The organism is Pseudomonas sp. UTLPPB19802, assembly GCF_059730225.1.
In genome coordinates, this window is the sequence record NZ_AP048545.1 from 3,457,886 (window position 1) to 3,483,907 (window position 26,022).

The following is a 26,022-nucleotide window of genomic DNA, read 5'->3' on the forward strand; positions in this document are numbered from 1 at the left end:
AAATTTCATCTGTTTTTCCCATTCTGAACCCTGGCTGAATGGGAATGTTAAAAAGTGTGCTTGCGAGAAAAATCGAAGGAAAAGCACCGTGCGGCCTGTTAGAAATATGGCGTTTTGATAAAACTCCAAACCTGATTGGCACAGGTGGGCGGAGGGCATTTCAGGCGCTCTTTCGGCTGGCTTGTTCATCCAACAGCATTGAAGCGCTATTAAGTATCTGGCTTGTTACGAAGTCTGGCAGGAATGCTGGCCTAGGGAATCTTTGTGTCAGGAAGCGCATCAATGGACAGGGCCCCCAAGCCCGCTCAATCCAACCGGGTCGACAGTGGCCTTGCCTCTCTGGTGGTCATTGCCCAGCTCTCTGGCGTGGCGGTCAGTGTTGAACGCCTCAGGCACCTGTCCGGCCTGTCCACGCCGGTCGATACCCTGACCCTGGTGCGCCTGGCCCGACAGGTCGGCCTCAAGGCACGCGCCACCAGCACCCCGATCAGCCGCTTTGCGCAGACTCCACTCCCGGCCATTGTCGAGATGAGTGATGGCCGTTATCTGGTGTTGGCCAAGTGCGTGAACGAGCAGTTGCTGCTGCACGATGAAGTGCAACAACGAACCTTCCAGATCAGTACGAGTGACTTCGAAAAAGTCTGGTCCGGTCGTTTGATTCTTGTCACTTCGCGGGCGGTATTGGTGCAAGGTGGTGGGAAGTTTGACCTGTCGTGGTTTATTCCGTCGATCGTCAAGTACCGCAAGCAATTCGTGGAAGTGTTGACAGGGTCGTTCTTCCTGCAGTTGTTTGGCTTAGTTTCGCCATTATTCATGCAGGTGGTCATCGACAAGGTGTTGGTGCACAAGTCGATGTCGACCCTGGATGTTCTGGTGTTTGGCCTGATCACCATTTCCGTGTTCGAAGCGCTGTTGGGTGGTCTGCGTACCTACGTCTTCAGCCACACCACCAACCGGGTCGACGTCGAACTGGGCGCGCGTCTGTTCAACCATCTGCTGGGGTTACCCTTGGCCTATTTCCAGGCCCGGCGAGTAGGCGACAGCGTGGCGCGGGTACGCGAGCTGGAAAACATCCGCAACTTCCTCACCGGCAACGCGCTGACGGTGGCGATGGATATGTTCTTCACCCTGGTGTTCTTCGCGGTGATGCTGACGTACTCGCCTTGGCTGACCCTGATCGTGTTCATTTCCCTGCCGTGCTATGTCGCCTTGTCGGTCCTGGTGACGCCTGTGCTCAAGGCCCGGCTCGATGAGAAGTTTCGTCGCAGCTCGGAAAACCAGTCGTTCCTGGTCGAGTCGGTGACCGGTATCGAAACCCTCAAGTCGATGGCCGTCGAACCCCTGATGCAACGGCGCTGGGAGGAGCAACTGGCCGCCTATGTCTCCAGCGCCTTCAAGGCCTCAAACCTCTCCAGCTCTGCCAATCAGGTGGCCTCCCTGATCAGCAAGCTCACCACGGCGGCATTGCTGTGGTTCGGGGCTCGCTTGGTGATCGGTGGCGACCTGTCGGTCGGCGAGTTGATCGCCTTCAACATGCTCTCCGGTCGCGTCAGCGGGCCCATTCTGCGCCTGGCGCAACTGTGGCAGGACTTCCAGCAGGTACGACTGTCCATGGCCCGGCTGGGCGACATTCTCGACAACAAGGCCGAATCCGGAGCGTCTGCCGGACAAGCGTCCATGCCGCCCGTCAAAGGCGAAGTGGTGTTCGATAGAGTGGTGTTTCGCTACCGCGCCGATGGCCCCGAGATCCTGCGTGGACTCTCACTGACGGTGCAGGCCGGCGGCGTGATCGGCATCGTTGGCCCCTCCGGGTCTGGCAAAAGCACCCTGACCAAGTTGATTCAGCGCCTGTACTCACCGGAACGCGGGCGGGTGCTGATCGATGGCATGGACCTGTCGGTACTTGATCCCGCATCGCTGCGTCGGCAGATCGGCGTGGTCCTGCAGGAGAACATGCTGTTCAAGGGCACGGTGCGCGACAACATTGCCTTCGCTTCGCCCGGTATGGCCTTCGAGCAGGTGGTCGAAGCTGCGGAATTGGCCGGCGCTCACGATTTCATTCTGGAGCTGCCCCAGGGCTACGACACCGAACTGGGCGAGCGGGGCACTGGACTATCCGGCGGGCAGCGGCAACGCATCGCGATCGCTCGGGCCCTGGCGACCCAGCCGAAGATCCTGATCTTCGATGAGGCGACCTCGGCACTTGACGCCGAGTCGGAATCCATCATCCACGGCAACATGCACCAGATCTGCAAGGGGCGCACGGTGTTCATCATCGCCCACCGCCTGTCCGCCGTCAGGATCGCCCAGCGCATTATCACCGTCGAGAAGGGCGCCATCGTCGAAGAGGGCAGCCATGAGGAACTGCTCGAACAGAACGGCCGCTATGCCTCGCTGTGGCACCATCAGACGGGGCATCTCCATGTCGCTGCTTGATCGCTTGTTCCCCCGGTTGCGGCATTACCGCGACATAGTCCGTGCAGCCCTTGAAGTTGAGAAAGCCCAGGGCAATAGCGTGCAGCGAAGGCGCGATGAGGTTGAGTTTCTGCCCGCAGCGTTGGAGGTACTCGAAACGCCAGCGTCGCCCATTGGGCGTGGCTTGATGTGGATGTTGATGCTGCTGTTCGCAATCGCCCTGATCTGGTCCATCGTCGGCAAGCTGGATGTGGTGGCCGTGGCAGAGGGCAAGGTGGTGCCCAATGGCAACAGCAAGACCATCCAACCGCTCGAAGCGGGCATCGTCAAGGCGATCATGGTCGACAACGGCCAGCACGTGACCCAGGGGCAGGCGCTGATCGACCTGGACCCGACCGAGGCCACCGCTGATGTCAGCAAGTCCAGGATGGCCCGAATCGACGCGATGCTGGTGATCAACCGTGCCCAGGCCCTGCTGGACACCCAAACGACCAACCGGGCGCCAATGGTCGAGGTGGTTCAGGATGCGAGCGAGGATCGCCAGCGCGATACCCAACGATTTGCCGAGAGTGCTTTCTACGAGCAACGAAGCAAGCTCACCGGTCTGCGTTCTGAGCTGCAGAAGCGCCAGCAGGAACTGCAGACCACCCAGCACAAGATCAGCAGCCTGCAGCAGACCTTGCCCATGACCCGAGCGGAGGAAGAGGACTACAAAACCCTGCTGCAGCAAAGCTACGTGCCACGGCACGCCTACCTTGAAAAGGTGCAGGCCCGTATCGAGCAGGAGCAGGAGTTGGCCGGGCAGCAGAGCTACGCCAAGGAACTGCAAGCCACCATCCAGGAACAGCGCGACGATATTGATACGGCGATCGCCCAGTTTCGGCGTGAGCAACTCGACCTGCTCAACCAGGCGCAACAGCAACTCGCCCAGGACCAGGGTGATGAAACCAAGTCCCGCCAACGGCAGGGTCAAACCCACTTGACCGCTCCGGTGAGCGGGACTGTCCAGGAACTGGCGGTGCACACCATCGGTGGGGTGGTGACGCCGGCCCAAGCCTTGCTGGTGATCGTGCCTGACGATGTTGGGCTGGAAGTGGATGCGCAGATTCTCAACCGCGACATTGGCTTTGTTCGCGCAGGGCAGGAGGCCGAGATCAAGCTGGACGCCTTTCCGTACACCCACTACGGGACGATCACTGGGAAGGTCATGTCGATTTCGCAGGATTCGGTGAAGGACGAAAAGCTGGGACTGGTTTATCCGGCCCGTATCCAACTTGGGGCGCATGAGATTGTCGCCGATGGCAAGCGCATTCAGCTGGAGCCGGGGATGACCAGTTCGGTGGAGGTCAAGACCGAGCAGCGACGGATTATCGAATACATGCTGACACCGTTGCTGAGGTACGAGAGCGAAGCGTTGAGAGAACGATAGACCTATCTTATCTGAAGATGTTTTGGGTGAGCGGTTTTCTGATTAATGGATGGTCGGGATTTGAGGGTTGGTCATGCCTTTTGTGAATGAAGTAGCGAGTTCATCCGACATCTTGGACTATCGATCGTAGGCGAAGAATGTTCATTTGGCACATTCAGGCGCCGGATATGGCTTGTCGGCATCATAGATTTGGGGTGTATTGGAAGGGTGAAGGGAATATTAGAGTAAATGTGCTTGAATCTCTAAGGTTCGGCCCGATGGGGAAGTCTCGATATGACACTTTTTGGAGTTTGGGAAAAGTTCAAATGCCTAACGAGCTAGAGACTGAGAGAGAAAAGATCGAGAGGTTCGTTAAGGTAACTTTTGAGGTTTGTTCACGCAGAAGCGGTCGATCTGGGAGGGTGGTTGTTCGTATCCGCTGAATTGATCGTTGCCTGCTTTCGACTTGCTAGGGTTTGGCTGTGTTTGAGGTGGATTACTAAATGAAAATCACCAGAGGTATGAAGTTTACGCTCGTTTGTGTTGTTTCAGTCGTCTTGATATGGGCTGTATTTTTTCGTGAGTCCGATGAAAATTCGGTTGAGGTGGCGGGTAGTAGCGAACTTCAGATTAGGGGGCGAGAGTTCAAGGAAGAAATACAAGGCGAGTTTAAAAAAATGGTAAATCAGGAGTCCCGGCGCACCTATATTTTAACGGATGTCTGCAATAAATATTTTCCAGCAGGAATGCTTTTTTCTGATATTGAGACGGTTATGAGGGCTGCTGGCTCGCGCGCGCGCCACAAAGGAGAGAGTGTCCTAGTGCCGGATTACAATCACAATCTACCAGCGGATAGTCCTGATAGGCAGGACATGGGAAGTGGTTTTTTGTTAGATGATTCTCTGATATCGAATACTGTGTTTGAAATTACTTTCAGGCCAGACCAGAGCAGTGGTGAGCCCAAGAGGCTCGGGAAAATGATGTACTGCTTTGCAAGATCAACGCATCTTTAGGTGAATGGAGGTTTCTATGTCAGGTTCTGGAAGTGGATCTTCAATATCGGTGGCATTCGTTCCTGTAAAATCTTTGTTGGGGGTTATGACATATCACCAGACATTGATATATACAACCCCCCAAGGCTCTTACTATATTTCGGCAGGGCCTACAACAGCAAACGCCAAGCTGGATATGAACCCGGTCCAGACGGTAGGGAACATTGCGCTGGCTGCGAATGATGTAATTTACAATACTCCTTCTGTTTGGGGCACTCTAAAGGTCGAAGGGAATGGCGCATTCAACCCCGGTGACACAAGCCCTACTGGAGGCGTGGACGTAGTTCCTAAAAACGATCCTGTGACTGGGGGGGTTAATGCAGATGCAGGTACTCCTTATAAACAGCAAGTCCTCGCTACTGGGGATGATCTGAGCGCCCAATGGCAAAAAATTGTCTCGACGTATCAAGATATTGAGGCGCTAGGACTCACCTATTCACCTGCCACACAGAATTCAAACAGTGTCGCGAATACTGCACTGGCGGCTGCCAATATACCGCTACCAACGGATGTTGGCGTATTTGGTACTGAGACGCCGGCAAGTGATAACGTATTGCCGACTACGCAGGATCAGTTAAACAGCTACTTGCAATCGCAACAGGATGCGATGCAGGCACCAGACGGGTCTGGACTAAAAAATACAATAGACAGTTTGGGTGACTCGACAACTACTATTCAAGATAACACCCTCCCAGGTGACCCCACCGTCGCGCTTACCACTAATCAAAGCGGCACTGGCGCTATGGAGCTAGACACCGACGGGGACGGCAAGCAAACGGCTACAGTCGCTGGCCAAGGAATGACTACGTCGCTTGATGATGCTCAAGTAAATCTTGAGCCGAATAGCTCGCTGACGCTCTCCGGCTCTGGCAATGACGTCTCGGCGAACAATGACAGTCTGATCATATCGACCCCATCAGGTGACGCGCCTGATGTGTTAACAGGCGATAAAAATCTCATTTCGGCCACTAATAGCACGCTGACAGTGATGGGCTCTGGTGAGTCTCTCGTTGGCGGGAGTAATATTTTTGAGCTGTCTGGTATCAACGAGTTAGTCTCAGGCAACTTCAATACCATCCATCTGGATGATGGTGGCTCTGCCACGCTGCACACCTACGGCTCCTCGATCACCTTAGGCGATGGTGTGGCCCTGATCAGCGATGGCGACGGCTCCAATACCATTACGGCGACCTCTGACGACAAGCTGACCATCGGCAACGACTCGTACTACACCGACACACTGATTGTCTCCAACAACCAGGACATCGCGTTGGACGGTGGCGTCTATCTCAATCTTGTGGGGACGGGCAACGCGCTCACAGGTGCCGGTGGAGACACTATCTCGGGCAGCGGTGATGTTTTCACGTTCCTGGGCTCTGGCGACTCGGTGACCGGCTCCGGCGACACGATTTCTGCCAGTAATGGTTCTCTGTTTATTTCGGGTGGAACCAGTGATGCTGCGGATGTAGTGATCGGTGACAACAACTCTATCTCGGCCAATAGCAGTGTGCTGACCCTGGATGGCTCGGATGAGTCCCTCGTTGGGGGGAGTAATACCCTCGAGTTCTCGGGTAGCAACGAATCGGTCTCAGGCAACTTCGATACCATCCACCTGGATGATGGTGGTTCTGCCACGCTGCACACTTATGGCTCCTCGATCACCTTAGGCGATGGTGTGGCCCTGATCAGTGATGGCGACGGTTCTAACACCATCACCGCCACCGCTGACGACAAGCTCACTATCGGCAACGATTCCTACTACACCGACACCCTGATCGTTTCCAATAATCAGGACATCGCCTTGGACGGCGGCGTTTACCTCAATCTGGTGGGGGCGGGTAACGCGCTCACTGGCGCCGGTGGTGACACCATTTCGGGTAGCGGTGATACGTTCACGTTCCTGGGCTCCGGCGACTCAGTGACCGGCTCCGGCGACACGATTTCTGCCAGTAACGACTCACTGTTCATTTCGGGGGGAGCCACTGGTGCCGCGGACGTAGTGATGGGGGATAACAACTCCATTTCAGCCTACAGCAGTGTACTGAGCTTGCAGGGATCGGGTGAGACCGTCACCGGGAGCAGTGACACCGTTGAGCTCTCTGGTACCGGCGAGTCTGTCTCTGGCAACTTCGAAACCATCACTCTGGACGACGCTGCATCGGCTGTCTTGCATACCTACAGCGCTTCAATCAGCCTGGGGGCCGGTGCGACGCTGACCAGTGATGGTGACGGTTCCAACACCATCTACGCGACCTCTGACGACAGGGTCACCATCGGCTATGACTCTTATTACACCGATACGCTGAACGTCTCCAACAACCAGAACATTGCTTTGGACAGCGGCGTCTACGTCAATATTGTCGGAGCAGGAAATACGGTTACTGGCGCTGGCGGTGATGCGGTGTACGGCAGCAACGATACGTTCACCTTCCTGGGATCGGGCGATGCGATTTCGGGAGCAGGCGATACCATCAACGCCAGTAACGACAGCCTGAGCATTACAACAGGGTCTGGTGGCGCGAGCGATATTGTCGTGGGAGATAACAACTCTATTTCGGCCAATAACAGCTCGCTTACCTTGGATGGATCGGGTGAAAGCCTTTCGGGTAACTATGACGCGGTGAGCATTGGGGAGGGAGATACCGCTTCTCTCGATACCTATGGGGCGACGGTCACTCTTGGCGCCGGTTCGAGCCTGGTCAGTTCCGGTAGTGGTTTCAACTCCATCTACGCAGCGTCCGACTCCACGGTGCTTTTGAATGCGGTGGCGAACTGGGGCTACTACTTCAGCGATACGCTGTACACGGACGATAACCAGGACATCACCTTGGGCACTGGCGCCTTGGTAAACGTGGTGGGTAACGGCAATACCCTGGCGGTGGATGGCGGGGATGTTGTCACGGCCAGCAACGACACGCTGAACATTCTGGGTAGCAACGACTCCATCACCGGTGGTGGTGATGCAATTTCCGCCAGCGGCGACAGCTTGTCGATTTCGAACAATGGAGGGGCAAGCGACGTCATCACCGGTGACAACAACACTTTGTCGGCTGACCACAGTGCCGTGATCCTTGAGGGCTCTGGCGAGTCGGTTACAGGCACCTTTGACACACTGTCGCTGGCCGGTACGGACGAAACCGTTGCTGGCAACTACAACTCGGTCACCTTCGGTCCTAACACCACGGCATCGGTGACGAGCTACGGGGATACGATCTCCTTGGGGGCAGGGTCGAGTCTGAACAGCGTCGGTGATGGCTTCAACGCCATTTATGCGACCTCCGATGACATCTTGTCTATCGGCGCAACGGTGAACTCGGACTACTACTTCACCAATAGGCTTTATGTGGATGACAACCAGAACATCAGTCTGGCCAGTGGTTCATCCCTCAACGTTGTGGGTAGTGGCAACACCGTCACTGCCAACGGTAGCGACAACATCATCGCCAGCAACGACACGCTGGACCTGGTGAGCGGCGGCGATGCAATCACCGGTGCAGGTGATGCGATCTCTGCCAGCGGCGAAAGCCTGTCTATCTCCAATACCGGTGGTGGTGCCAGCGACGTCATCATGGGTGACGGCAACACGGTGTCGGCCGATAACAGTGCCGTAACCCTGGTGGGCTCGAACGAAACCCTCTCGGCTAGCCATGCCGCTGTATCCATGACCGGCGCAAACGAGAATGTGGTCGGTTACTACGACTCCTTCAGCTTCGGAGATGGCAGCTCAGTCAATCTCAATGGCTATGGCCACGGCATCACACTGGGCAAGGATGTCACGCTGACCAGTGACGGCTGGGGCGCTAACACCATCAATGCCAGCACCGGGGATCTCATCCACGTTGGGACCACCGGTGGCAGTGAGTTCAGCACCGATACCATCAATGCCACAGGCAACCAGGTCTTTCTCGACACAGGGGCAGCGGTCAACGTCGTAGGCGGTGGCAACGATATTACCGCCAGCGGCTCGGACAGTATCTCCACCAGCAACAACAGCATTAGCGTCCTGGGTGATGGGTCTGTCATCACGGGGTCGGGTGACGCGATTTCGGCCAATGGGCAGAGCCTGACCATCAGCAACCGGTATAGCAATGCCACTGATGTCATCACCGGCAACAACAACACGATCTCCGCGATCAACAGCAACATCACGCTCGATGGCTCTTCCGATGTGCTGTCCGGCGGCAACAACACCATTACCGTTACCTTCGGGAAAGCTGTCTCGATCAATGGCTCGGGGAACGTGATACAGGGCTCATCGGATCAGATCACCCTACAGGGCGATAACAGCACGATGGTCGTTCAGGGCAACAAGGATAATTTCTCCGCGACCGGCATCAATGACCGGATCATCGATGACCGCGCTGATGGCACCTCGGTCGTTTATAACTGGAGTGGTAGCGGTGTTGAAACCGACACCGTCTACTCCGGCGCTGACGGCTCGGGCAACATTATCGGTGGCTACGGTTATACCGGCACTGGACCAGGGGAAGACCTGCCGGGCAGCTACGGCGGCGGGGATGATGGCGGCGGGTACGGTTTTGCCGGCACGCAGTCGCTGGTGTCCTCTCGTGTGGGGGCCAACATTGGTTCTATCGCGCAATACGACCTGAGCCACGGCAATTTCTCCGCCGCCCAATCAGCCGAGGCGGCCCAGCACCAGGCAGCCAGCATTGCAGCGTTGACGCCCACCGCAGGCTCGGGCTCTGTCGTGCTTGAGGGCGTCAAATGGGACCAGCAGGTCATCACCTGGAGCTTGGCCGATGGCGCGGGCACAAAGGCTGCCCCGTTCTCCGGCTACATGGGCAGTGCCGAGGAGTCTGTTGTGCAGGCGGCCTTTGGCGCTTGGGCCGATGCGATGCCAGGCGTCACCTTCGAAGAGGTGGCTGACTCCTCGCAGTCGAACATCCGGATCGGCTTTGGCGATTTCGATACCGCCAATACTGGGGTGATTGGCTACACCAGCTATCAGGCCAAAGCTGGCCAGCTGGAGTCGAACACCATCATTCGTGTTGAAGACACGGCGCAGGATGCACTGACCACGGGCGCCGATGGGCAGCAAATCTACGCCGGTACCGAGGCCACGCTTTCCCAGGTGCTGCAGCATGAAATCGGTCACGCGCTGGGCTTTGCCGACAACGCTGACCAGAACTCGGTGATGAACTATCAGCTCACCGCCAGCAACCGGACGTTGGATCAAACAGACCTGGCTGGTATCGGGTCACTCTATGGCGCGGGCAGCAACACCTCGCCCGTGGGCGGCAGTGGCGTGAGCCAGTTGATTCAGGCGATGTCCACGTTTGGTGCTGACGGCGGGGTAGCGGATACCACCTTGCTGCCGCCTTCTCTGGCGGACCAGAAAGTGACGCTGAGCGCTTCTTCTCACGCGGCTTGATTACCGACCCACGTTACTTTCATCAATCTATTCGATACCCCTGACGGCGATCAGCCGCCAGGGGTATCGCCTGTCAGCGCACGGTGATTTCGGCTTGCCGTCTTGAAGCCGCAAACACCCAAGGAGTGCCCTTGGCTACTCAGTTTCATGCAATATCGGGTTTACCGCGTTCGGGATCGACGCTCTTGTCGGCCCTGCTGCGCCAGAACCCACGTTTTTCCGCCGCGATCACCAGCCCGGTTGCCGCTTTGGTGGGCGCCACACACACCAAGATGTGCGGCGGTGAGTTCGGCGGCTTTTTCGATGACCGCAAGCGCGCGTCGATCCTGCGCGCCGTCGTCGAGTCGTACTACACCGATCAGGTTTCCGGGATGCCCGAGGACCGGGTGCTCTTCGATACCAACCGTACCTGGACGGGGAGGGCGGCGCTGTGGGGAGCCCTGTACCCCCAATCGCGCATCATCTGTTGCGTCCGCGAGGTCGGCTGGATCATCGACAGCATCGAGCGCATGCTCGCCAAGAACCCCCTGCAACTGTCGCGCATGTTCAACTTCCAACCGGGCGCTTCCGTCTATGCCCGGGCCGAAACCCTGATGAACTCAGACACGGGGCTCATCGGCCTGGCCTGGAGCAATCTGCGTGAGGCGTGGTTCAGCGAGCAGGCCAAGCGCCTGATCCTGGTCCCTTACGATCACCTGGTCAAAGAGCCGCGGCGCACCCTCGAGCGGCTCTACGCCGAGTTGGGCCAGCCTTGGTTCGAGCACGACCTGCAGAACGTGGTGTACGACGAACCTGAATACGATGCTCAACTGGGGATGCCCGGCCTGCACTCCGTGCGCAAATCCGTCGAGTACCAGGCCCGCCCGCTGTGCATTCCGCCCGACCTCTTTGCGCGCTATTCAGCGACCAGCTTCTGGAACCATGCCGAGCTCAATACGCGTGGCGTGACGATCATCTGAGTGAGAAGTGAAAGGCTAGGGTGAGTGCGCAAAGCATGCTGAAAATTCGTAAGGCGATGTCGTTCAATCTGGGCGTGTGCATCGCTCTGGTGATCGGAATGGGGCCGGTATCGGCGGCTGGATTTTGGCCGTCCGATCCGTTGCGCCAGTTCGATGATGTACCGGCCACCGCCGCCAATCATATGTTCGATTCATCGCCCACGGTGGATGGCTGCATGGACAACTCGAAGGCCGATCTGAGCCTGCTGGACATCGTCTCCAGTGCCTTGTGCCATAACCCGAAGACGCGTGAAGCCTGGGCGAACGTCAAGGTTCAGACCGCCCAGGTGGGTGTGTCCAAGGCCGCCTACCTGCCGACCCTCAGCGGGACGCTGCAAGAGGCCAAGGACAGTTCGACCAGCCACGGCACCTCATCCAATCCCTTTGAGGTCCAGTCCAACAGCCACTTCCAGAACGCAGTCATGACCCTGAACTGGGTGCTCTACGACTTCGGTGCCCGTTCGGCGGGCGTCGACTATGCCCAGAGCAAACTCGCTTCGGCTTTGGCCGAGCAGGACAGTGCCCTGCAGACGGTCTTTGCCAGTACGGTGAAGGACTACTACGCCGCACTGGTGGCGCAGCAGGACCGGCAGGCGACCCAGCAGATTGAGGCGGATGCCAAGCAGGTCCTGGACGCCGCCACGTTGCGTGTGCGCCATGGGGTGGCAGCGGTCAGCGATCAATTGCAGGCCCAAACCTCCTACTACCAGGCCACCTTCAATCGCAACAAGGCCGAAGGTGACTGGAAGAGTGCAATGGGGCAGGTGGCGATCGACATGGGACGACGTCCCAACCTGCCTCTGCATCTTCTGGGAGAGGAGGGCATGGCTCCCCCGGACATGGCATTTGAAGAGTCCGTCGATGATTTGCTCAAGACTGCTCAACAACGACACCCTTCTCTGATTGCTGCCCGCGCCGAGTTGGCGGCGGCTCAGGCCAATGAACAGGTGGTCCGTGCCCAGAGCCGGCCGACAATCAGCTTCGTCGGCAAGTACAGCTACGACAATCAGCCACAAAGCTCCGGCGCCGGCCAGCAGTTCACGGGCGAGACGGTACGTGACCGCTCGGTGGCGCTTGAGGTGAACATTCCTTTTTTCGAGGGGTTTACCCGTACCTACCAGGTCCACGTTGCACAGGCGCAGATCGAGAGCAAGGAGGCGGCCCTGAGCGATGCTGAACTGCAAGTGGCTTCCAGCGTCTGGTCGGACTACCAGGCCTTGAAGGTCGGCACCGAGAACGTACGCACCAGTCAGGAAGTATTTGGAAGCGCCAGGCAGTCTTTCGAGGCGGCGCAGGCGCGTTATGCCAAGGGGGTGACCGGCATCCTCGAAGTGATCACCACCCAGACGGCCCTGGCCAACGCTCAACAGCAGCAGATCAGCGCCGTGGCAGGTTGGCAGAATGCGCGGATTCAACTGGCATCGAGTTTGGGAGGTCTGGACTTGAAGGTTATTTACCCATAACTGGAAACACATCTTCCATCAAATATTTGCGTTTCGATTGGTATTGGTGAGTGCGCTGTTTGGTGTTGATTGGTTCCTACGGCTACTTTGAAATGGGTAAAATTTCCCAGGGGGAAGTGAAGGTGTCCAAGGGATGGAGAACCAAAAAGGCTTGGAGTAGTTATGGAGTGCTTTGCAAGACCAACGCATCTTTAGACGGGGAAAGGTATTGGATGAACATATATATGAAGGTTGGAGCGCTAATATCTTTCAGTGCGCTTGGAATGATCTATTGTTCGGGTGTGATTGCGGAAGAAGAGACTTGTTCTCTGAACAATACGTTAGGCGTGGCACAGTGCTCGGGAGAGAAACTCAAGATACTGGAGCAACAGTTGGACTCCAGCTATACGGCTGCCCTTGATAAGCTGCCCGAGACAGATAAGTGGGATACGAGGAAAACCAGAGGGCAGTTGATGAAGGCACAGATTGCATGGAAAACCTTCAGAGATGAGCACTGCAGCTATGTCGGTGGACTGCAGGGAGGTAATAATATGATGGTGAACGTGTTTTCTATCGAGTGTGCGATTGAGGAGACAAAGAAACGAATCGATTTTTTCAGCAATCTACCTAGGGGAGGTTGAGAGATTTTATATCGTGAGGTGAGTGTGAGGCGTTGCACAAAGCACTTCGGCTCTTATGAGGTGCTCGAGTGCGCCGAGGGTATGGAAACAGGTACTTATACGGTAGCCATGGAGTGAGCCAGCAGCGGGTGCTAGCCTGACCATATGTGTCGCGCTCACTTCGCACCTATGAGGTCTGATTCTCTACTGCACTTTTGGCGATTTTCTGACTATTTCTTGCGTCCCATAAAATTACCAAGGCTATAGGAAGCAAAATAATTTCAAATATAAAGAATAGGGCTAAATTGAACGTGAATGCTTTGGTTGTTAATAAAAAGCAGGCGAATGGGCTGCTGATGAGGGTGTAAGCGATTAGTCTGTTTCGCTTTAGTTTTTTCAGTAATTTCTCAGCGCCACCGGCTCTCTGCAGGATGTATTCGGACCTGGATATCCCTTTTTTTTGGGCAGATCGGTACTTGATGCATTGTGTTGCTGCTCCAAGCAGGGCTGTTAATCCAAAAGCAATTTGAACGTAGTGCTCTGACATGAACGAATATCCTTTATCCCGATCGAAGCCACGCGCCAATATGACTCAATAGAGAAGGTGGATCGTAGCGAGGCGGTCTCATACTTTCAAATGAAAGGTTTGACTGAGCTGCGGCCATGTATTCCAACATCGAAAAGCTGTCTGCCTATAAAAGGTGTCGAGCGGTACGCAGGTTGAACGACCGGTGAATGGGAAGCTGGCAGGCCGAAGCCTCTATGGCACAGGAAACCGACGCAATTTCGATAGGTCGTTTCGCGCCTTGTCGCAGAAATCGCTCAGGCGTTTATGAGCATGCCCCCTTGCGCAATGCAAATGATTCGCGTTAACGTAATGTTATTACATATCGAAGGAGGTCCCCATGCAAGTCTTGTCATCCCTCAAGCAAGCCAAGAATCGTCATCGTGACTGCCAGGTGGTCAAGCGTCGCGGGCGGATCTATGTCATCTGCAAAAGCAACCCACGCTTCAAGGCGCGCCAGGGAGGGGTCAGGAAGAAGCGCGGGTAAGTGGGGCGTCGAGTCGAGCTTCGCCAGATACTGGCCGCGGTTACTGCGCTGGAGTTTCGACTGGCAGGCCGAGCCTTGCCAGGTCCTTGCGCAGTTGTGCAGCGCTGGTGAAGCGAACCGCCTGCAAGCCTTGGGCGATCGCGGCATCGACATTTTTCTGGACGTCGTCGACGAAAACCGTGCGTGAAGGGTTCAGTTCATGGCGACGGATCAGTAGCTGGAAAATCTCTGGCTCGGGCTTCATGAGTCCCGCCTTGCCCGAGACCAGGATGCCGGCGAATCTTTTGAGAAACGCGAAACGCTCTTCGGCGTAGTGGAAGGTCTCTGCCGACCAGTTGGTCAAGGCGAGCAGCTTTACGCCAGCGCCATCGAGCTCTTCCAGCACCTCCACGGTGCCCTCCAGAGCGCCATTGAGCATCTCTTCCCAGCGCTCGCGATAGGCCCTGATTTGCGGCTCATGGGACGGATGGCGAGCAATGGCCTCACAGGTTGCCTCGGCCCACGGGCGTCCCCTGTCCTGGCGCTCGTTCCACTCGGTGTTGCAGACGTCCTGCAGGAAGGCTTCCATCGCCGCGTCGTCGTCCACGAAGATCTTTCGATACAGATGGCGAGGGTTCCAGTCGACCAGCACTCCGCCGAGATCGAAAACAACCGCTTCAATGCCCTTGGACTCGTTGTGCATCGGTGGTGCTCCTTCCGTATTGCAAGCGATGATGGACCCGGCAGCCACTTTACAGGTGTTGCTGCGATCGGGCACTGCTCAAACTGTCACGTAGGCGGGTGCCGAGCGTCTCTGCCGAGAACGGCTTTGCCAGCACGCGCATTTCGCCATGGAGGTTTTCACTCCTGATCGCCGCCTGCTCGGCATGGCCGGTGATCAACAAGGTCTTGAGTCCTGGCCTGGACTCAATGCCTGCTTCAGCCAGTTGCCTGCCGTTCATGCCGCCTGGCAAACCCACGTCAGTCAACAAGAGATCGATCCTGGCGCCTGAACTGAGCATCTTCAAGGCGCCAGGGCTGTCCTCGGCTTGCAGAACGGTGTACCCCAGCTGGCGTAGCATTTCGGCGACATGGCTGCGTGAGGTGGGCTCATTATCGACCAGCAGTATGCTTTCGCTCTCTCCGGCGGCAGCGATCGCTTGTGCTGGGCCTGGCGGGCATTGCGGGTGTTCGGTTTCCTTGAAGCGCGGCAGGTAGATGGAGACGGTGGTCCCGGCATTTTCCTGGGACTCGATTCGCGTATGTCCTCCCGATTGTTCCGCGAAGCCGTAGATCATCGACAGCCCCAGGCCGGTGCCCTGGCCGACCGGCTTGGTGGTGAAAAACGGCTCAAACGCATGAGCCAGGACTTCAGGGGGCATGCCCGCGCCGTTATCCGTCACGCTCAGGCGCAGGTACTCGCCATTAGGAATCGCGTGGCTCCTCAGCGCGTCGTGGGCGACCAGGTCGTTGGCCACCTCGATCCGGATGAGCCCACCATGGGGCATGGCATCACGGGCGTTGATACACAGGTTGAGCAGGGCGTTTTCCAACTGCCCGGCATCCGCATAGGTCGACCATGGATGAGCTGGCGAGGTGGCCTCAAGGGTGATGCCCGGACCGATCGTGCGCTTGATCAAATCCATCATGCCCCTGACCAGCCTGTCGACGTCAATGCGGTCAGGCTGCAGCACCTGGCGTCGGGAGAAGGCCAGCAGGCGTTGGGTCAGGGAGGCCGCCCGCGTCGCGGCGCCGTGAGCGGCGGTGACGTACTTGTCCAGTTCGTCCATGCGAGACTGGCGGATCCTTCGGCTCATCATCTCGAGGGAGCCGAGAACACCGGTCAGCAGGTTGTTGAAGTCATGGGCCAGGCCGCCGGTGAGCTGACCCACGGCTTCCATCTTTTGTGACTGGCGCAGTTGTTCCTCGGCCTTGAACAGCTCGGCCGAGCGCTCGACCACCCTCTGTTCGAGTGTTTGGTTCAACAGGCGCAGTTGTGCTTCGGCCTGGCGTTGTTTCTCTTCCGTTTCCTTCAGGGCCTGGCAGGTTTGCGCAAGCTCCTGTTCGCGTTTGCGCAGCGCTTCCTCGGCGGCGGTTCTTTCCAGCAGGTCGGCCGCCTGCCGGGCCAGGATGTCCAGCAGGCGCAGGTCACGGGCCGAGGGCGTATGGGGCACGTTCCAGTGCGTGGAGATCATCCCGAGCAACGTGCCGTTGCGCGAGAGCAGGGGGGTGGTTTGTGCCGAGCGTATGCCGGCCCGGCGAAACGCCAGCAGATCCTCAGTGCCAGCGATGGTGGCCCAGCGTTCAAAGTCGGGAATGATCGCGCGCTGGCCGCATTTGAGCGCCTGGGTGCAGCTACTGATGGCGGTGGGGGAGACCCACTGCCAGAAGCAAACAGCCTCCGGCGACAGGCCGTGGGCGTACAACAGCCGCAGCTTGCCGCCGTGCCCTGACGGATCGTCATCGGGGCAGAGTTGCTGCATCGTGCCGAACTGCGAGCCGGTGATCGTGACGGCGGCGTCGACGATCTTCCCGTACAGGACTTCCAGGTTCTGTTCACTGATCAGCTCGATACTGATGCTGTGCAGGAGCTCGATATCGTTGGATATGACGGGCTCAAGCAGTGGTAATGCGAGAACCTGGGACAGGCTGGCGTTGTTTTGAGCGGGCATGAATGCTCCTGGGGAGCGTGGCGATCTGGTGGGCAGCCTAGCAGTAAAAGGTCACTATGAGCGACAGGTGTATGCGTTGCGCAAGCCGAGGGCGTCTTCTCCCTGGATCAGGCTTGATGTATCAGCATCTCTTGAACCCGAGCGACCAGCGATTCCAGCGCAAAGGGTTTGGTGAGCACCTGCATGCCGGGAGGAAGGTGCCCGTTACCGATCGCTGCATTTTCTGCGTAGCCGGTGATAAACAGGGTCTTGAGGCCTGGACGCAGCTCTCTTCCGGCTTCAGCCATCTGCCGGCCATTCATGCCGCCGGGCAGGCCGACGTCGGTGATCAGCAGATCAATATGCACATCGGACCTCAACAGTTTCAGGCCGGCGATGCTGTCGGCGGCTTCTATGAGCGTGTAGCCGTTTGCGCCCAGGGCTTCGGTGAGCAGCATGCGCAGGGTGGGTTCATCATCGACGACCAGGATGGTCTCGGCTTTTCCTGTCCCCTCCACCGGTGAAGCCGACACCGGCTCATCCATCTGCAGTTCCCCGTAATGGCGTGGCAGGTAGATGCACACGGTCGTGCCCATGCCCAACTCCGAGTAGATCCGCACTTGCCCTCCGGACTGCTTGGCGAAGCCGTAGATCATCGACAGGCCCAGGCCCGTGCCTTGTCCCAGGGGTTTGGTGGTAAAGAAGGGTTCGAAGGCCTTGGCGACCACCTCGGGGCTCATGCCGCTGCCGGTATCGGTCACGCTGAGCGACAGGTACTGGCCTTCGGTGATTTCGTAGGCCGCCGCTGCCTTCCGGTCGATCCATCGGTTGGCGGTTTCCAGGGTGATCCGACCGCCCTCTGGCATGGCGTCCCGCGCGTTGAGGCAAAGGTTGAGAATGGCGTTTTCCAACTGGCTGGCATCCACCAGCGCAGGCCACAGGCCGGCTCCGCCGACGGTTTCCAGCTGGATGCTCGGTCCAACCGTGCGTTGCACCAGCTCACTCATGTCATGCACCAGGGCGTTCACATCGGTGGGCCGGGGGTCGAGTGTTTGCCGGCGGGAAAACGCCAGCAGCCGATGCGTCAAGGCGGTAGCGCGCCTGACGGCGTTCTGGGCGGCGATCAGGTACTTGTCGGTTTCCGCCACCCGGCCCTGGGCCAGCCGGGTCACGGTCATTTCCAGCGAGCCGGAAATGGCCGCCAGGAGATTGTTGAAGTCATGGGCCAGGCCCCCGGTCAGTTGCCCGACCGCCTCCATCTTCTGCGACTGGCGCAGTTTTTCTTCCGCCTGCATCAGCTCGACAGTCCGCTCCTCCACGCGTTGTTCCAGCGTGTCATTGAGGGCGATGAGTTCCGCGATGGCGTGGTCACGCTCATCCTCGACGGCCCGGCGTTTCTCGATATCGATGAGAACGCCGGGCAGGCTCAAGGGCGTGCCGTCGGCCGCGCGGTTGACCCGGCCATTGGCCTCGATCCAGTAATACTGGCCATCGTCACGCTTGACCCGATACTGGTGTATGTAGGCGCCGCCATTGGCGATCACCTCGTCGATTGTCGCCGTCAGGGCCTCCTGGTCATCCGGGTGGACCGTGGAGACGATCTGTTCGTGCTTGAGTCCACGCTGCCCCAGCGCCGGGTCCAGGCCGAACGCACGGGCGAACGCGGCGTCGATGCTGAACAGGCCTGTCAGCAAGTCCCAATGCCAGGTACCAATGATTGCACCGGCTTCCAGGGCCAGTTGAACCCTCTCGATGTTTTCGCGGGCAAGCGCTTCGCTTTCCCGCAGGCGCTCCTGATCGCGCCGGCGCTGGGTGACATCGCTGAAGAACACGGCTATCTGGCGGTCTGCCGGATTGCCCACCTGTACCGCCCGCACGTCAAACCAGCGATCGAAGGTCGTCGCATAGCTCTCGAAGGTGGCCGGTTCGCCGGTCTTGGCGACATGGCCATAGACCTCGAACCAGAAGGGTTCCAGGTCGGGTGCGTATTCGGTGACCCACTTGCCCCTGAGGTCCACGCCTGATTGCCGCTCGAACGCCGGGTTCGCATCGAGGAAACGGTAGTTGATCGGGCGGTCCTGCTCGTCGAACTTGACTTCGGCGATGGCGAATGCCGCTTCGATGGTGTTCAGGACGGTTCGTAGGCGTTGCTCGTTCAGGCGCAGGGCCTCGACCGAAGAGGGGATCGCATTCAGGTCGACGGCGCTACCGTGTCGCACGGCTTGATCGGCAGTCCCGGTGTAGCCACGCCAGCGCATCACTTCGGCTTCCAGCTCTTCGCGCGTCAGGTGTTGCAGTGAATTGCTGTCGGACATTTGTCTACCATCGCCGCCTGTACGCCGGATGCGCAGGGCTGTTGAGCTAAAGATCTGGAGCCGGCCGAAGATAACAAGGGCTGGGTTCCAGACACCTTGGAGCCACAGGCTGTGAAAAAATTACACGCGATGTTGAAAATAGTTTGGAACGATCTCGTTTCCATATGACCAAATGGCCACTTTCCCTTGGGTGCCCGACCATGTCCCTGCTTCAAACCTCCCCAGCGCTCACGATCGTCATTGCCGAGGATGAGCCCATGCTGCTTGACCTGATGGTGGAGCTGGTGGCCGAGCTGGGGTTCGATCCGCGTCCCTTCACCTCGGCGGACGATGCCCTGGCGTTCATCTCGACGGGGCACGGCAAGACGCGCCTGGTGATCACGGACTTTTGCATGCCGGGACAGATCACTGGCGGGGATCTGGCACTCACTGTTTCGGCAAGCTACCCGCAGATTCCGGTGATCCTGACCTCGGGATACATGAATGCGTCTCCCCAGCTCGGCCCTGGAGTCACGTTCTTTCCCAAGCCGTGGTCCCTGGAGAAGTTCTCGCAATTGATTGCCGCAAAGGCGGGCAACCCGCAGTAACCCGGCAAGTGTTGAGCGATTGAACCCTGCGAAACCTTGCCTGTTTCCGCTCCAGGCGTGTCTTCCCGGATGAACGATAGCAGTCCCGGTGCAACGCAGCGCTCGCAAGACGTCGTCTTGTGGGGCTATGATGTAATTCCATTGGCGCCAAAATATCGACGTGACGGAGTCGCGATGCCTTTGCCTTTGAGCGTGAAGCAACACATGGAGCTGAGAAGGCTCCAGGCGATCAACCCTGCGCTCGGAACCCTGGCCTTCGAGATCGCCGGTGCCTTTGATGCTACGCGGCTCGACAACCCAGAGCTCGCGGCGGTCATGCTGGGAGCGCTGTGCCGCAGAGTGGTTGAGGCCGAGCCAGGCGCGATTGATTCACTGCTCACGCATTTGCAGAACTTCGAGCGCATGGGTTGCCTGGGGGTTGCCGACTCCAGGAGTTATCAGGTTCGCCTGGACACGCTGCGCAAGAGTGTTGCCTGAGCCGATCCAACCCGTACAGGTTTACGCAAGACGGCAAGCGGCGCTTCCCGTTCCTCCACAGAAAGTGGTCAGCCGCTGGTGCCAGCGGCGCGCTCCTCCAGCATGGGAAGAGGGCCTGCCGGCCTGACGGCGATGTGCATGTTGTCAGCCTGTCCTACATTCCTACGATCTGGACTGGGTTTATGGCCTTGTGACATCATATGAAAAAATAATTTGTGCTTGGCCGATGACCTCTTAACTCATTTGTTGCAGCGCCTCAGGAATGGCGCTGCCCGCGTTCTTGACGCCTGCCTGCTTTCGTCAAGGAATGTTCGATGCTGTTACGCAATATGAAAATCGGAAAACGCGCAGCGCTGCTGTTTGCTCTACTCGGCGCCGGTGTCCTGGCCATGGGCCTGCTCTCGCTGAACCAGACCCATCGCATGGACAGCGCCACCGACGCCATTCGCGAGACCTGGATGCCGGCCGTGGTGTCCCTGAGTGAAATCAGCAGCGAACTGGGTCGTTCTCGTGCGGTCACCCTGCGCGCCATCCTGGATGAAAGCCTCGACGGCCGCCAACGCAACCTGGGCATGCTGCAAGAGACTGCCGAGCGGCTCAAGACCAGTCTCAAGGACTATGAAGACCTCATCATCGAAGCCGATGACCGCGCGTTGTTCAACACCTTTACTGTCGCCTACCAAAGCTACCTGACGCAGCAGCAACCCGTGCTGCGTGCCGTGAGTGAAGGCCGTACGGCGGATGCCAGGCAACTGATCGGCGGGCCGATCAGCCAAAGCGCCGACGCGATGATGAAAGCCATGAACGCCCTGATCGTCTACAACAGCAAGGGCGCTGAAGACGCATCCAATCAGAGCAGCCTCGTCGCTGAGCGCGCCCAGATGATTATCTGGGTGATGTTGGTGTTGATCATCCTGGCGCTCGTGGTGATCGCCATGTTGCTCACCCGCAGTATTGTTGCGCCCCTGGCCGAGGCCGTTGCGGTGGCGCAGCGGGTAGCCGGTGGCGACCTTAGCCGTGGCATCCAGGTCCGCGGCCGGGATGAGCCGGCGCAATTGCTTGAAGCCCTGAACCAGATGCAGAACAGCCTCAAGGATACGCTGCAGCAGATTGCCGGCAGCGCCGACCAGCTCGCTTCGGCTTCGGAAGAGCTGCACACCGTGACCGAAGATGCCAGCCGCGGCCTGCACCAGCAAAGCGCGGAAATCGACCAGGCGGCTACCGCGGTGAACCAGATGACTGCTGCCGTGGAAGAGGTGGCGAGCAACGCAGTGAACACCGCAGAGGCCTCCAAGGACGCAGACCAGAGCACCCAGGCAGGGCGTGATCAGGTGAACCAGGCGCTGGCCTCGATCCAGCAGTTGGTCACCGACGTCACCCAAACCAATGGCGAAATCGAACAGCTCGCCAGCAACGCCAACGAAATCAGCCGGGTGCTGGATGTGATTGGCGCCATCGCTGGGCAAACCAACCTGCTGGCGCTCAACGCCGCCATCGAGGCAGCTCGTGCCGGTGAAGCCGGGCGCGGCTTTGCCGTGGTGGCCGATGAAGTACGGGCCTTGGCCCACCGCACCCAGCAGTCGACCCAGGAGATCGAGCAGATGATCGCCGGTATCCAGACCGGTACCGAGCGCGCCGTCACCGCCATGCAAAGCAGCCAGGACCGCGCCAGCAATACCCTGGGTGTGGCCCAGGGCGCTGGCCAGGCATTGGAGGTGATTGCCGAAACCATCGCCTCGATCAACCAGCGCAACCTGGTGATCGCCAGCGCCTCGGAAGAACAGGCGCAAGTGGCGCGTGAAGTGGACCGCAATTTGGTGAACATCCGCGACCTGGCGATGCAAACCTCGGCGGGTGCCAACCAGACCAATGCCGCGGCGCAAGATCTGTCGCGCCTGGCGGTCGGGCTGAATGGGATGGTGGCGCAATTCAAGCTGTAGTGCACGCAGTATGGGCGTAGGCGATGAAGTCGACTCGACAATTGGCGAAGCACGACCCCCGCTGAGCCATAGCATGGCTCGGCGGGCTCCGCTGTTGTGTGGACTCGGCCAGGATTTTTGTGCCCTTGACGTGTCAGGCCTGAACAAGGCCTGCTTCAGGCTCGTACAAGCAATCACCTGGCGTCCGTGTTTAGAATCAGCGTTTCGACGTGACGCAGTGCAGGACCCTGCCAGTTGCATGCGCTTTTCCAATCAGTTCCGGGCACTGCTCGGTTACGTTGCCCACGAGCTGCCGGAGGGCTGTGATGCCCAGGTCGGCATCACGCATCCAGAGGACTTGCCGAAAATCATGGCAATCTTCGACCGCGAGACTCTTGGCAGCCAGGGGGAGGGGGAGTATGTCTTCGAGTACCGGATGCAGCACAAAAAACGGGGCTACATCTGTTGTCGCGAGCGGGGGCGTGCGGTGCGTGATAAGCAAGGCCGCCTGACACGGGTGATTGGCGCGGTACGCGACTTTCCATATGCCTTGCCAATAGAGTCTTTCAATTTACAGACAGTTCAGAAGAACTCCGGGCGGAGAGCAGGGCGTCTGTCGAGGTGGTATGGCTGTAGAAAGTTTAGGCGCCGAGGAGTGACTTGGCATCCTGGATGAGGATGAATTCCATGGGGCTGGACTTGAACATGGTTATGCTAACTTATACGGAAACTGAAGTGATGTGAGGTGGCGGGAGTCCAGCAAGGTCGAGTGGACAGAAGCTGCTTCAACCTGAATCAGTCATCAACAGTCGTGATTCATGGTGGGCGGTGACATCTGCAGCCTTCGAGGGTTGATGCGATGACCACGACACGAGGGGAAGACAACAGCTGCTTGAGCCTGGTGAGCTGACGCAGGGATTGATCGCTTTGGCGATCGATGGGGGGGCTGGTCAGGCCGAGCGATACCGCTTCACGCTGTTGCCCATTCGGTTGCTCAAGCATTCGACGGGTGCGGGGATTTTTTGTCGCGTTGGCGCCGAACAGACCGTTCCCGGATGAACGCCAATCTATTGGAGGGGTGGGTTTTTGACGAGCAGATGCCGACTGGCCTCGGTTCACGTGAAGTACCAGATCGATAGAGTCATTCTCGAAGGCCAACAGGAACTCAATCTGTGATCTGCCTATGAGGGACATGGAGACCGGTTGAGTTTCAGCTGACATCGCGAATCACTTGAGTAATTCCCTTTCAATTTTCTTGGGGCAAGGCGTATAACGTGAGAGCGTGGTTGAGACTTGGCTTGTGGAGGCAAGCTGGGATTTGTACTTATGCTTGCGTAGAGCTAGTTGCTATTTTTATAAAATAGGGGCAGGGAAATGGAAAAACTGGATATTCAGCCGGCTCAAAAATCCGACGATGATGTTGTGGGGTGTCGGCTAAACGCTACTGGGAATATTTTTATTTCTACGACTAGCTTCGATGGTCGGTTAGGGGATGATTCCAGATCCTTGCTCAAGGGCGCAGCTGTCATGCTGAGTGCCATGACCGAAGCGATGCGTAAAAATGGGAAGGATCTGTTTGACTATGATGCATGGTTGAGGATTATTAGTGGTTGTGGTTATTTTGTTGAAATGCAAAGTCATGAAAAGAAAATTGAAATCAGGGGCGGTCAGGATGTTGTAGGCGATCAAATAATTCGCCAGTTGCTGCCGGGATTGAAGGACCATTCATCCATTGGTGTCGCGAGAAATGTACTGTCCGCTGTTGGTGGAAAACTCAGGGCTTTGGGCGTGGATGGAAACTCCAGAGTTGGTCACCTGATGCTTTTATATGAAGAAATCATGGGTAGCTCTTCTGTGGTTCTTCGCGTTTTCCATGCAACAAGACAGACACATGCCGGGATTGTCGGTATTCCTTGTAATCAGACGGCGACGAGTTACCTTGTCCAAAATCAATCGGTTGGCACTTATTTGTTTGTTGACTCAAATTTGATCAGGCGTTTTTCGGGTATTTATGACTGCGCAAGTGAGTCGGTAGAGTATAGGAAGTTGGTTGACTTTCTCGCTAAGTTTTAATGTATTGATAATTCCCGGTAACTCACCCTGATTTTTGACGTTCCCGACTGCGTTTTCGATGGGATTCACGGCGAAGCCGGCATCGGCAAGGAGGTCGTTGCGTGCCTTCATTGCCCGAAGGGATGGTGCGCTCGACCGCGAGCAGTTGGCCCGCGAACTGGGCTAGGGCCTGTACGAAACGCGGCAGTTGGTGGGGGCTCGATCCTGGGTGCTCTCACGCACCACCAGGTCGAACCCTACATCCTCCACTTAGGGCTCTATCACCCGCCACGATCAGATTTTCAAGGGTTGGCGGCGCGCGCTCTTATTTGCATGGCGGATTTCGCGGAGCGCTGCAACAAGTCGGGTAAATCGACCCCCTGAAGTCTGCCGTCCTGTTTCACGACGCGCCCCTCCACCACTACAGTGCGCACATTCTCCGGCCGCGCTGAATAAACCAGCAGTGCTGCAGGATCGCCTCCGCTAAAACCGGCAAGGTTGAGTTCATCAAGTGTGATGATTTGAAGGTCGGCGCGCTTGCCGGGCGTAAGCGTACCGATTTCATCGGCACGCCCCAGCGTCTCGGCGCCGCCTTGGGTTGCCAGCCGTAACAGGGCGCGTGGGTCGGGAGCAGCCTCATTGTGCAGCCCACCACTCCAGGTCAGCGCCGCCAGACGAAGGCTGGTGAACATGTCGGCACTGCCTGCCAGGGCATTTCCATCGATGCCCAGTCCTTGTCGGGTGACTGCGCTGAAATGATCAAGACGGGTCAGGCCGTACCCCACGCGATGTTCACTGACAGGTGTCAACGCCAGGCTGCCACCGGCCTTTTCCAGCGCCTGCAACTGTTCTGGGGTGGCGTCGGTGGCGTGGACGACCGTAAGGCCCGGATACAGGAAATTGCGCTTGATCAGCGCATCGAACATCGGCTGTGCTTCGCCACTGACGTGAACCTGGATCGGTATCTGGAGGTGGCGCGCCGCGTCATACTCGCGCTGGCGTAGCGCCCAGTTGCTGGTGTCTTCGCGGTTGCGCGGCAGGCGCCATGCCAATCCCATCCTTACCCGGCCATCGGCACCTTGTTGTTGGACCAGGGCCTGGAGCTGCTTGAGGTCGATGATTGTCCGGGTAGTCTTGTCGGGCCCTCCGTAGAACAGCGTTGCGCGGATACCCGCGTCTTCCAATGCCCGTACCCCGGCTTCGCCATGAGCCGGTGAGAGCACGTTGTCGAAAAAGTCGCCGGTGGTCGTGATCCCACCGGCGAGGAGCTCCCATGCGCCCAGGTACATGGCAGTGTAGGTATCGTCCGCAGTCATTTGCGCAGCCAGACGCGAGCTGACCGGGAAGAACGGGCCTTGCCGGTTTCGAAACTGTCCCCGCATCGTGGTCACGTAAAGGTGGTTATGGGTATCCACGAAACCAGGCAGCACGAACTGGCCGCGAGCGTCGACACGTCGTGCGTTCCCCGGCTCCAGATTGCGGCCCACTGCAACGATTCGGCCTTCTCTGATCAGGATGTCGCCGCCCTCAATGTCACCGATGGCCGGGTCCATCGTCATGATCCGTCCACCCTGTATCAAGAGCGCATCGGAGGGTTCTGTGGCGGATGTGAATGCCACAGGAGAGCAGAGCAGTAGCAGGAGAGCGGCCATGGATGATTTCA

Annotated in this window: 18 protein-coding genes; 13 read left to right on the plus strand and 5 right to left on the minus strand. The window is 58.0% G+C overall.

Features of this window, described 5'->3' with window-relative positions; genetic code table 11:
• Nucleotides 1-282 precede the first annotated feature (282 nt).
• The 7 genes from AC6I6U_RS15540 to AC6I6U_RS15570 all read left to right on the plus strand — a co-directional run bounded on the left by AC6I6U_RS15540 (nt 283) and on the right by AC6I6U_RS15570 (nt 13,348).
• A complete protein-coding gene (locus tag AC6I6U_RS15540; RefSeq protein WP_497882786.1) occupies nt 283-2,436 on the plus strand; it encodes a type I secretion system permease/ATPase in 2,154 nt (717 codons plus the stop codon).
• Nucleotides 2,423-3,844, plus strand: a complete 1,422-nt coding sequence (locus tag AC6I6U_RS15545; RefSeq protein WP_497882787.1) for an HlyD family type I secretion periplasmic adaptor subunit — start codon at nt 2,423-2,425, stop codon at nt 3,842-3,844. The genes AC6I6U_RS15540 and AC6I6U_RS15545 overlap by 14 nt, the downstream gene beginning before the upstream one ends.
• A 482-nt stretch (nt 3,845-4,326) precedes the next feature.
• Nucleotides 4,327-4,836, plus strand: coding sequence for a hypothetical protein (locus AC6I6U_RS15550; protein ID WP_497882788.1), 510 nt, complete (start codon nt 4,327-4,329; stop codon nt 4,834-4,836).
• A gap of 175 nt (nt 4,837-5,011) precedes the next feature.
• Nucleotides 5,012-10,267, plus strand: a complete 5,256-nt coding sequence (locus AC6I6U_RS15555; RefSeq protein WP_497882789.1) for a beta strand repeat-containing protein — start codon at nt 5,012-5,014, stop codon at nt 10,265-10,267.
• A gap of 125 nt (nt 10,268-10,392) precedes the next feature.
• Nucleotides 10,393-11,226 carry a sulfotransferase family protein gene (locus AC6I6U_RS15560; protein ID WP_497882790.1) on the plus strand — a complete coding sequence of 278 codons (834 nt, stop codon included), beginning with the start codon at nt 10,393-10,395 and terminating at the stop codon, nt 11,224-11,226.
• 35 nt (nt 11,227-11,261) lie between these two features.
• On the plus strand, nt 11,262-12,728 hold the full coding sequence (locus AC6I6U_RS15565; protein WP_497882791.1) for a TolC family protein: 1,467 nt from the start codon (nt 11,262-11,264) through the stop codon (nt 12,726-12,728).
• A gap of 62 nt (nt 12,729-12,790) precedes the next feature.
• Nucleotides 12,791-13,348 carry a lysozyme inhibitor LprI family protein gene (locus AC6I6U_RS15570; RefSeq protein WP_497882792.1) on the plus strand — a complete coding sequence of 186 codons (558 nt, stop codon included), beginning with the start codon at nt 12,791-12,793 and terminating at the stop codon, nt 13,346-13,348.
• 166 nt (nt 13,349-13,514) lie between these two features.
• Here AC6I6U_RS15570 and AC6I6U_RS15575 read toward each other — a convergent pair whose 3' ends face one another.
• Nucleotides 13,515-13,874 carry a hypothetical protein gene (locus AC6I6U_RS15575; RefSeq protein WP_497882793.1) on the minus strand — a complete coding sequence of 120 codons (360 nt, stop codon included), beginning with the start codon at nt 13,872-13,874 and terminating at the stop codon, nt 13,515-13,517.
• 358 nt (nt 13,875-14,232) lie between these two features.
• Between AC6I6U_RS15575 and ykgO the strand changes: the two genes are divergently transcribed.
• A complete protein-coding gene (ykgO, locus tag AC6I6U_RS15580) occupies nt 14,233-14,379 on the plus strand; it encodes a type B 50S ribosomal protein L36 (protein ID WP_497882794.1) in 147 nt (48 codons plus the stop codon).
• A 40-nt stretch (nt 14,380-14,419) separates the two neighbouring features.
• On the opposite strand, the gene AC6I6U_RS15585 is transcribed toward ykgO, so the two are convergent.
• From AC6I6U_RS15585 to AC6I6U_RS15595, 3 genes are all read right to left on the minus strand, one after another.
• A complete protein-coding gene (locus AC6I6U_RS15585) occupies nt 14,420-15,061 on the minus strand; it encodes an HAD family hydrolase (protein ID WP_497882795.1) in 642 nt (213 codons plus the stop codon).
• A gap of 49 nt (nt 15,062-15,110) precedes the next feature.
• Nucleotides 15,111-17,030: a GAF domain-containing hybrid sensor histidine kinase/response regulator gene (locus AC6I6U_RS15590; RefSeq protein ID WP_497882796.1), complete on the minus strand. Its 1,920-nt coding sequence runs from the start codon at nt 17,028-17,030 to the stop codon at nt 15,111-15,113.
• Between the two features lie 107 nt (nt 17,031-17,137).
• On the minus strand, nt 17,138-19,324 hold the full coding sequence (locus AC6I6U_RS15595; RefSeq protein ID WP_497882797.1) for an ATP-binding protein: 2,187 nt from the start codon (nt 19,322-19,324) through the stop codon (nt 17,138-17,140).
• Between the two features lie 200 nt (nt 19,325-19,524).
• Between AC6I6U_RS15595 and AC6I6U_RS15600 the strand changes: the two genes are divergently transcribed.
• The 5 genes from AC6I6U_RS15600 to AC6I6U_RS15620 all read left to right on the plus strand — a co-directional run bounded on the left by AC6I6U_RS15600 (nt 19,525) and on the right by AC6I6U_RS15620 (nt 24,380).
• A complete protein-coding gene (locus AC6I6U_RS15600; protein WP_497882798.1) occupies nt 19,525-19,911 on the plus strand; it encodes a response regulator in 387 nt (128 codons plus the stop codon).
• A 69-nt stretch (nt 19,912-19,980) separates the two neighbouring features.
• Nucleotides 19,981-20,388: a hypothetical protein gene (locus AC6I6U_RS15605; protein WP_497882799.1), complete on the plus strand. Its 408-nt coding sequence runs from the start codon at nt 19,981-19,983 to the stop codon at nt 20,386-20,388.
• A 329-nt stretch (nt 20,389-20,717) separates the two neighbouring features.
• Nucleotides 20,718-22,328, plus strand: coding sequence for a methyl-accepting chemotaxis protein (locus tag AC6I6U_RS15610; protein WP_497883036.1), 1,611 nt, complete (start codon nt 20,718-20,720; stop codon nt 22,326-22,328).
• A 238-nt stretch (nt 22,329-22,566) separates the two neighbouring features.
• Nucleotides 22,567-22,983, plus strand: coding sequence for a PAS domain-containing protein (locus tag AC6I6U_RS15615; RefSeq protein ID WP_497882800.1), 417 nt, complete (start codon nt 22,567-22,569; stop codon nt 22,981-22,983).
• Between the two features lie 698 nt (nt 22,984-23,681).
• The gene (locus AC6I6U_RS15620; RefSeq protein WP_497882801.1) at nt 23,682-24,380 is read left to right on the plus strand and encodes a hypothetical protein; all 699 of its coding nucleotides are present in this window, start codon (nt 23,682-23,684) and stop codon (nt 24,378-24,380) included.
• A gap of 281 nt (nt 24,381-24,661) precedes the next feature.
• Here the strand turns inward: AC6I6U_RS15620 and AC6I6U_RS15625 are convergent, their stop codons facing one another.
• The gene (locus AC6I6U_RS15625; RefSeq protein WP_497882802.1) at nt 24,662-25,912 is read right to left on the minus strand and encodes an amidohydrolase family protein; all 1,251 of its coding nucleotides are present in this window, start codon (nt 25,910-25,912) and stop codon (nt 24,662-24,664) included.
• Nucleotides 25,913-26,022: the final 110 nt, after the last annotated feature.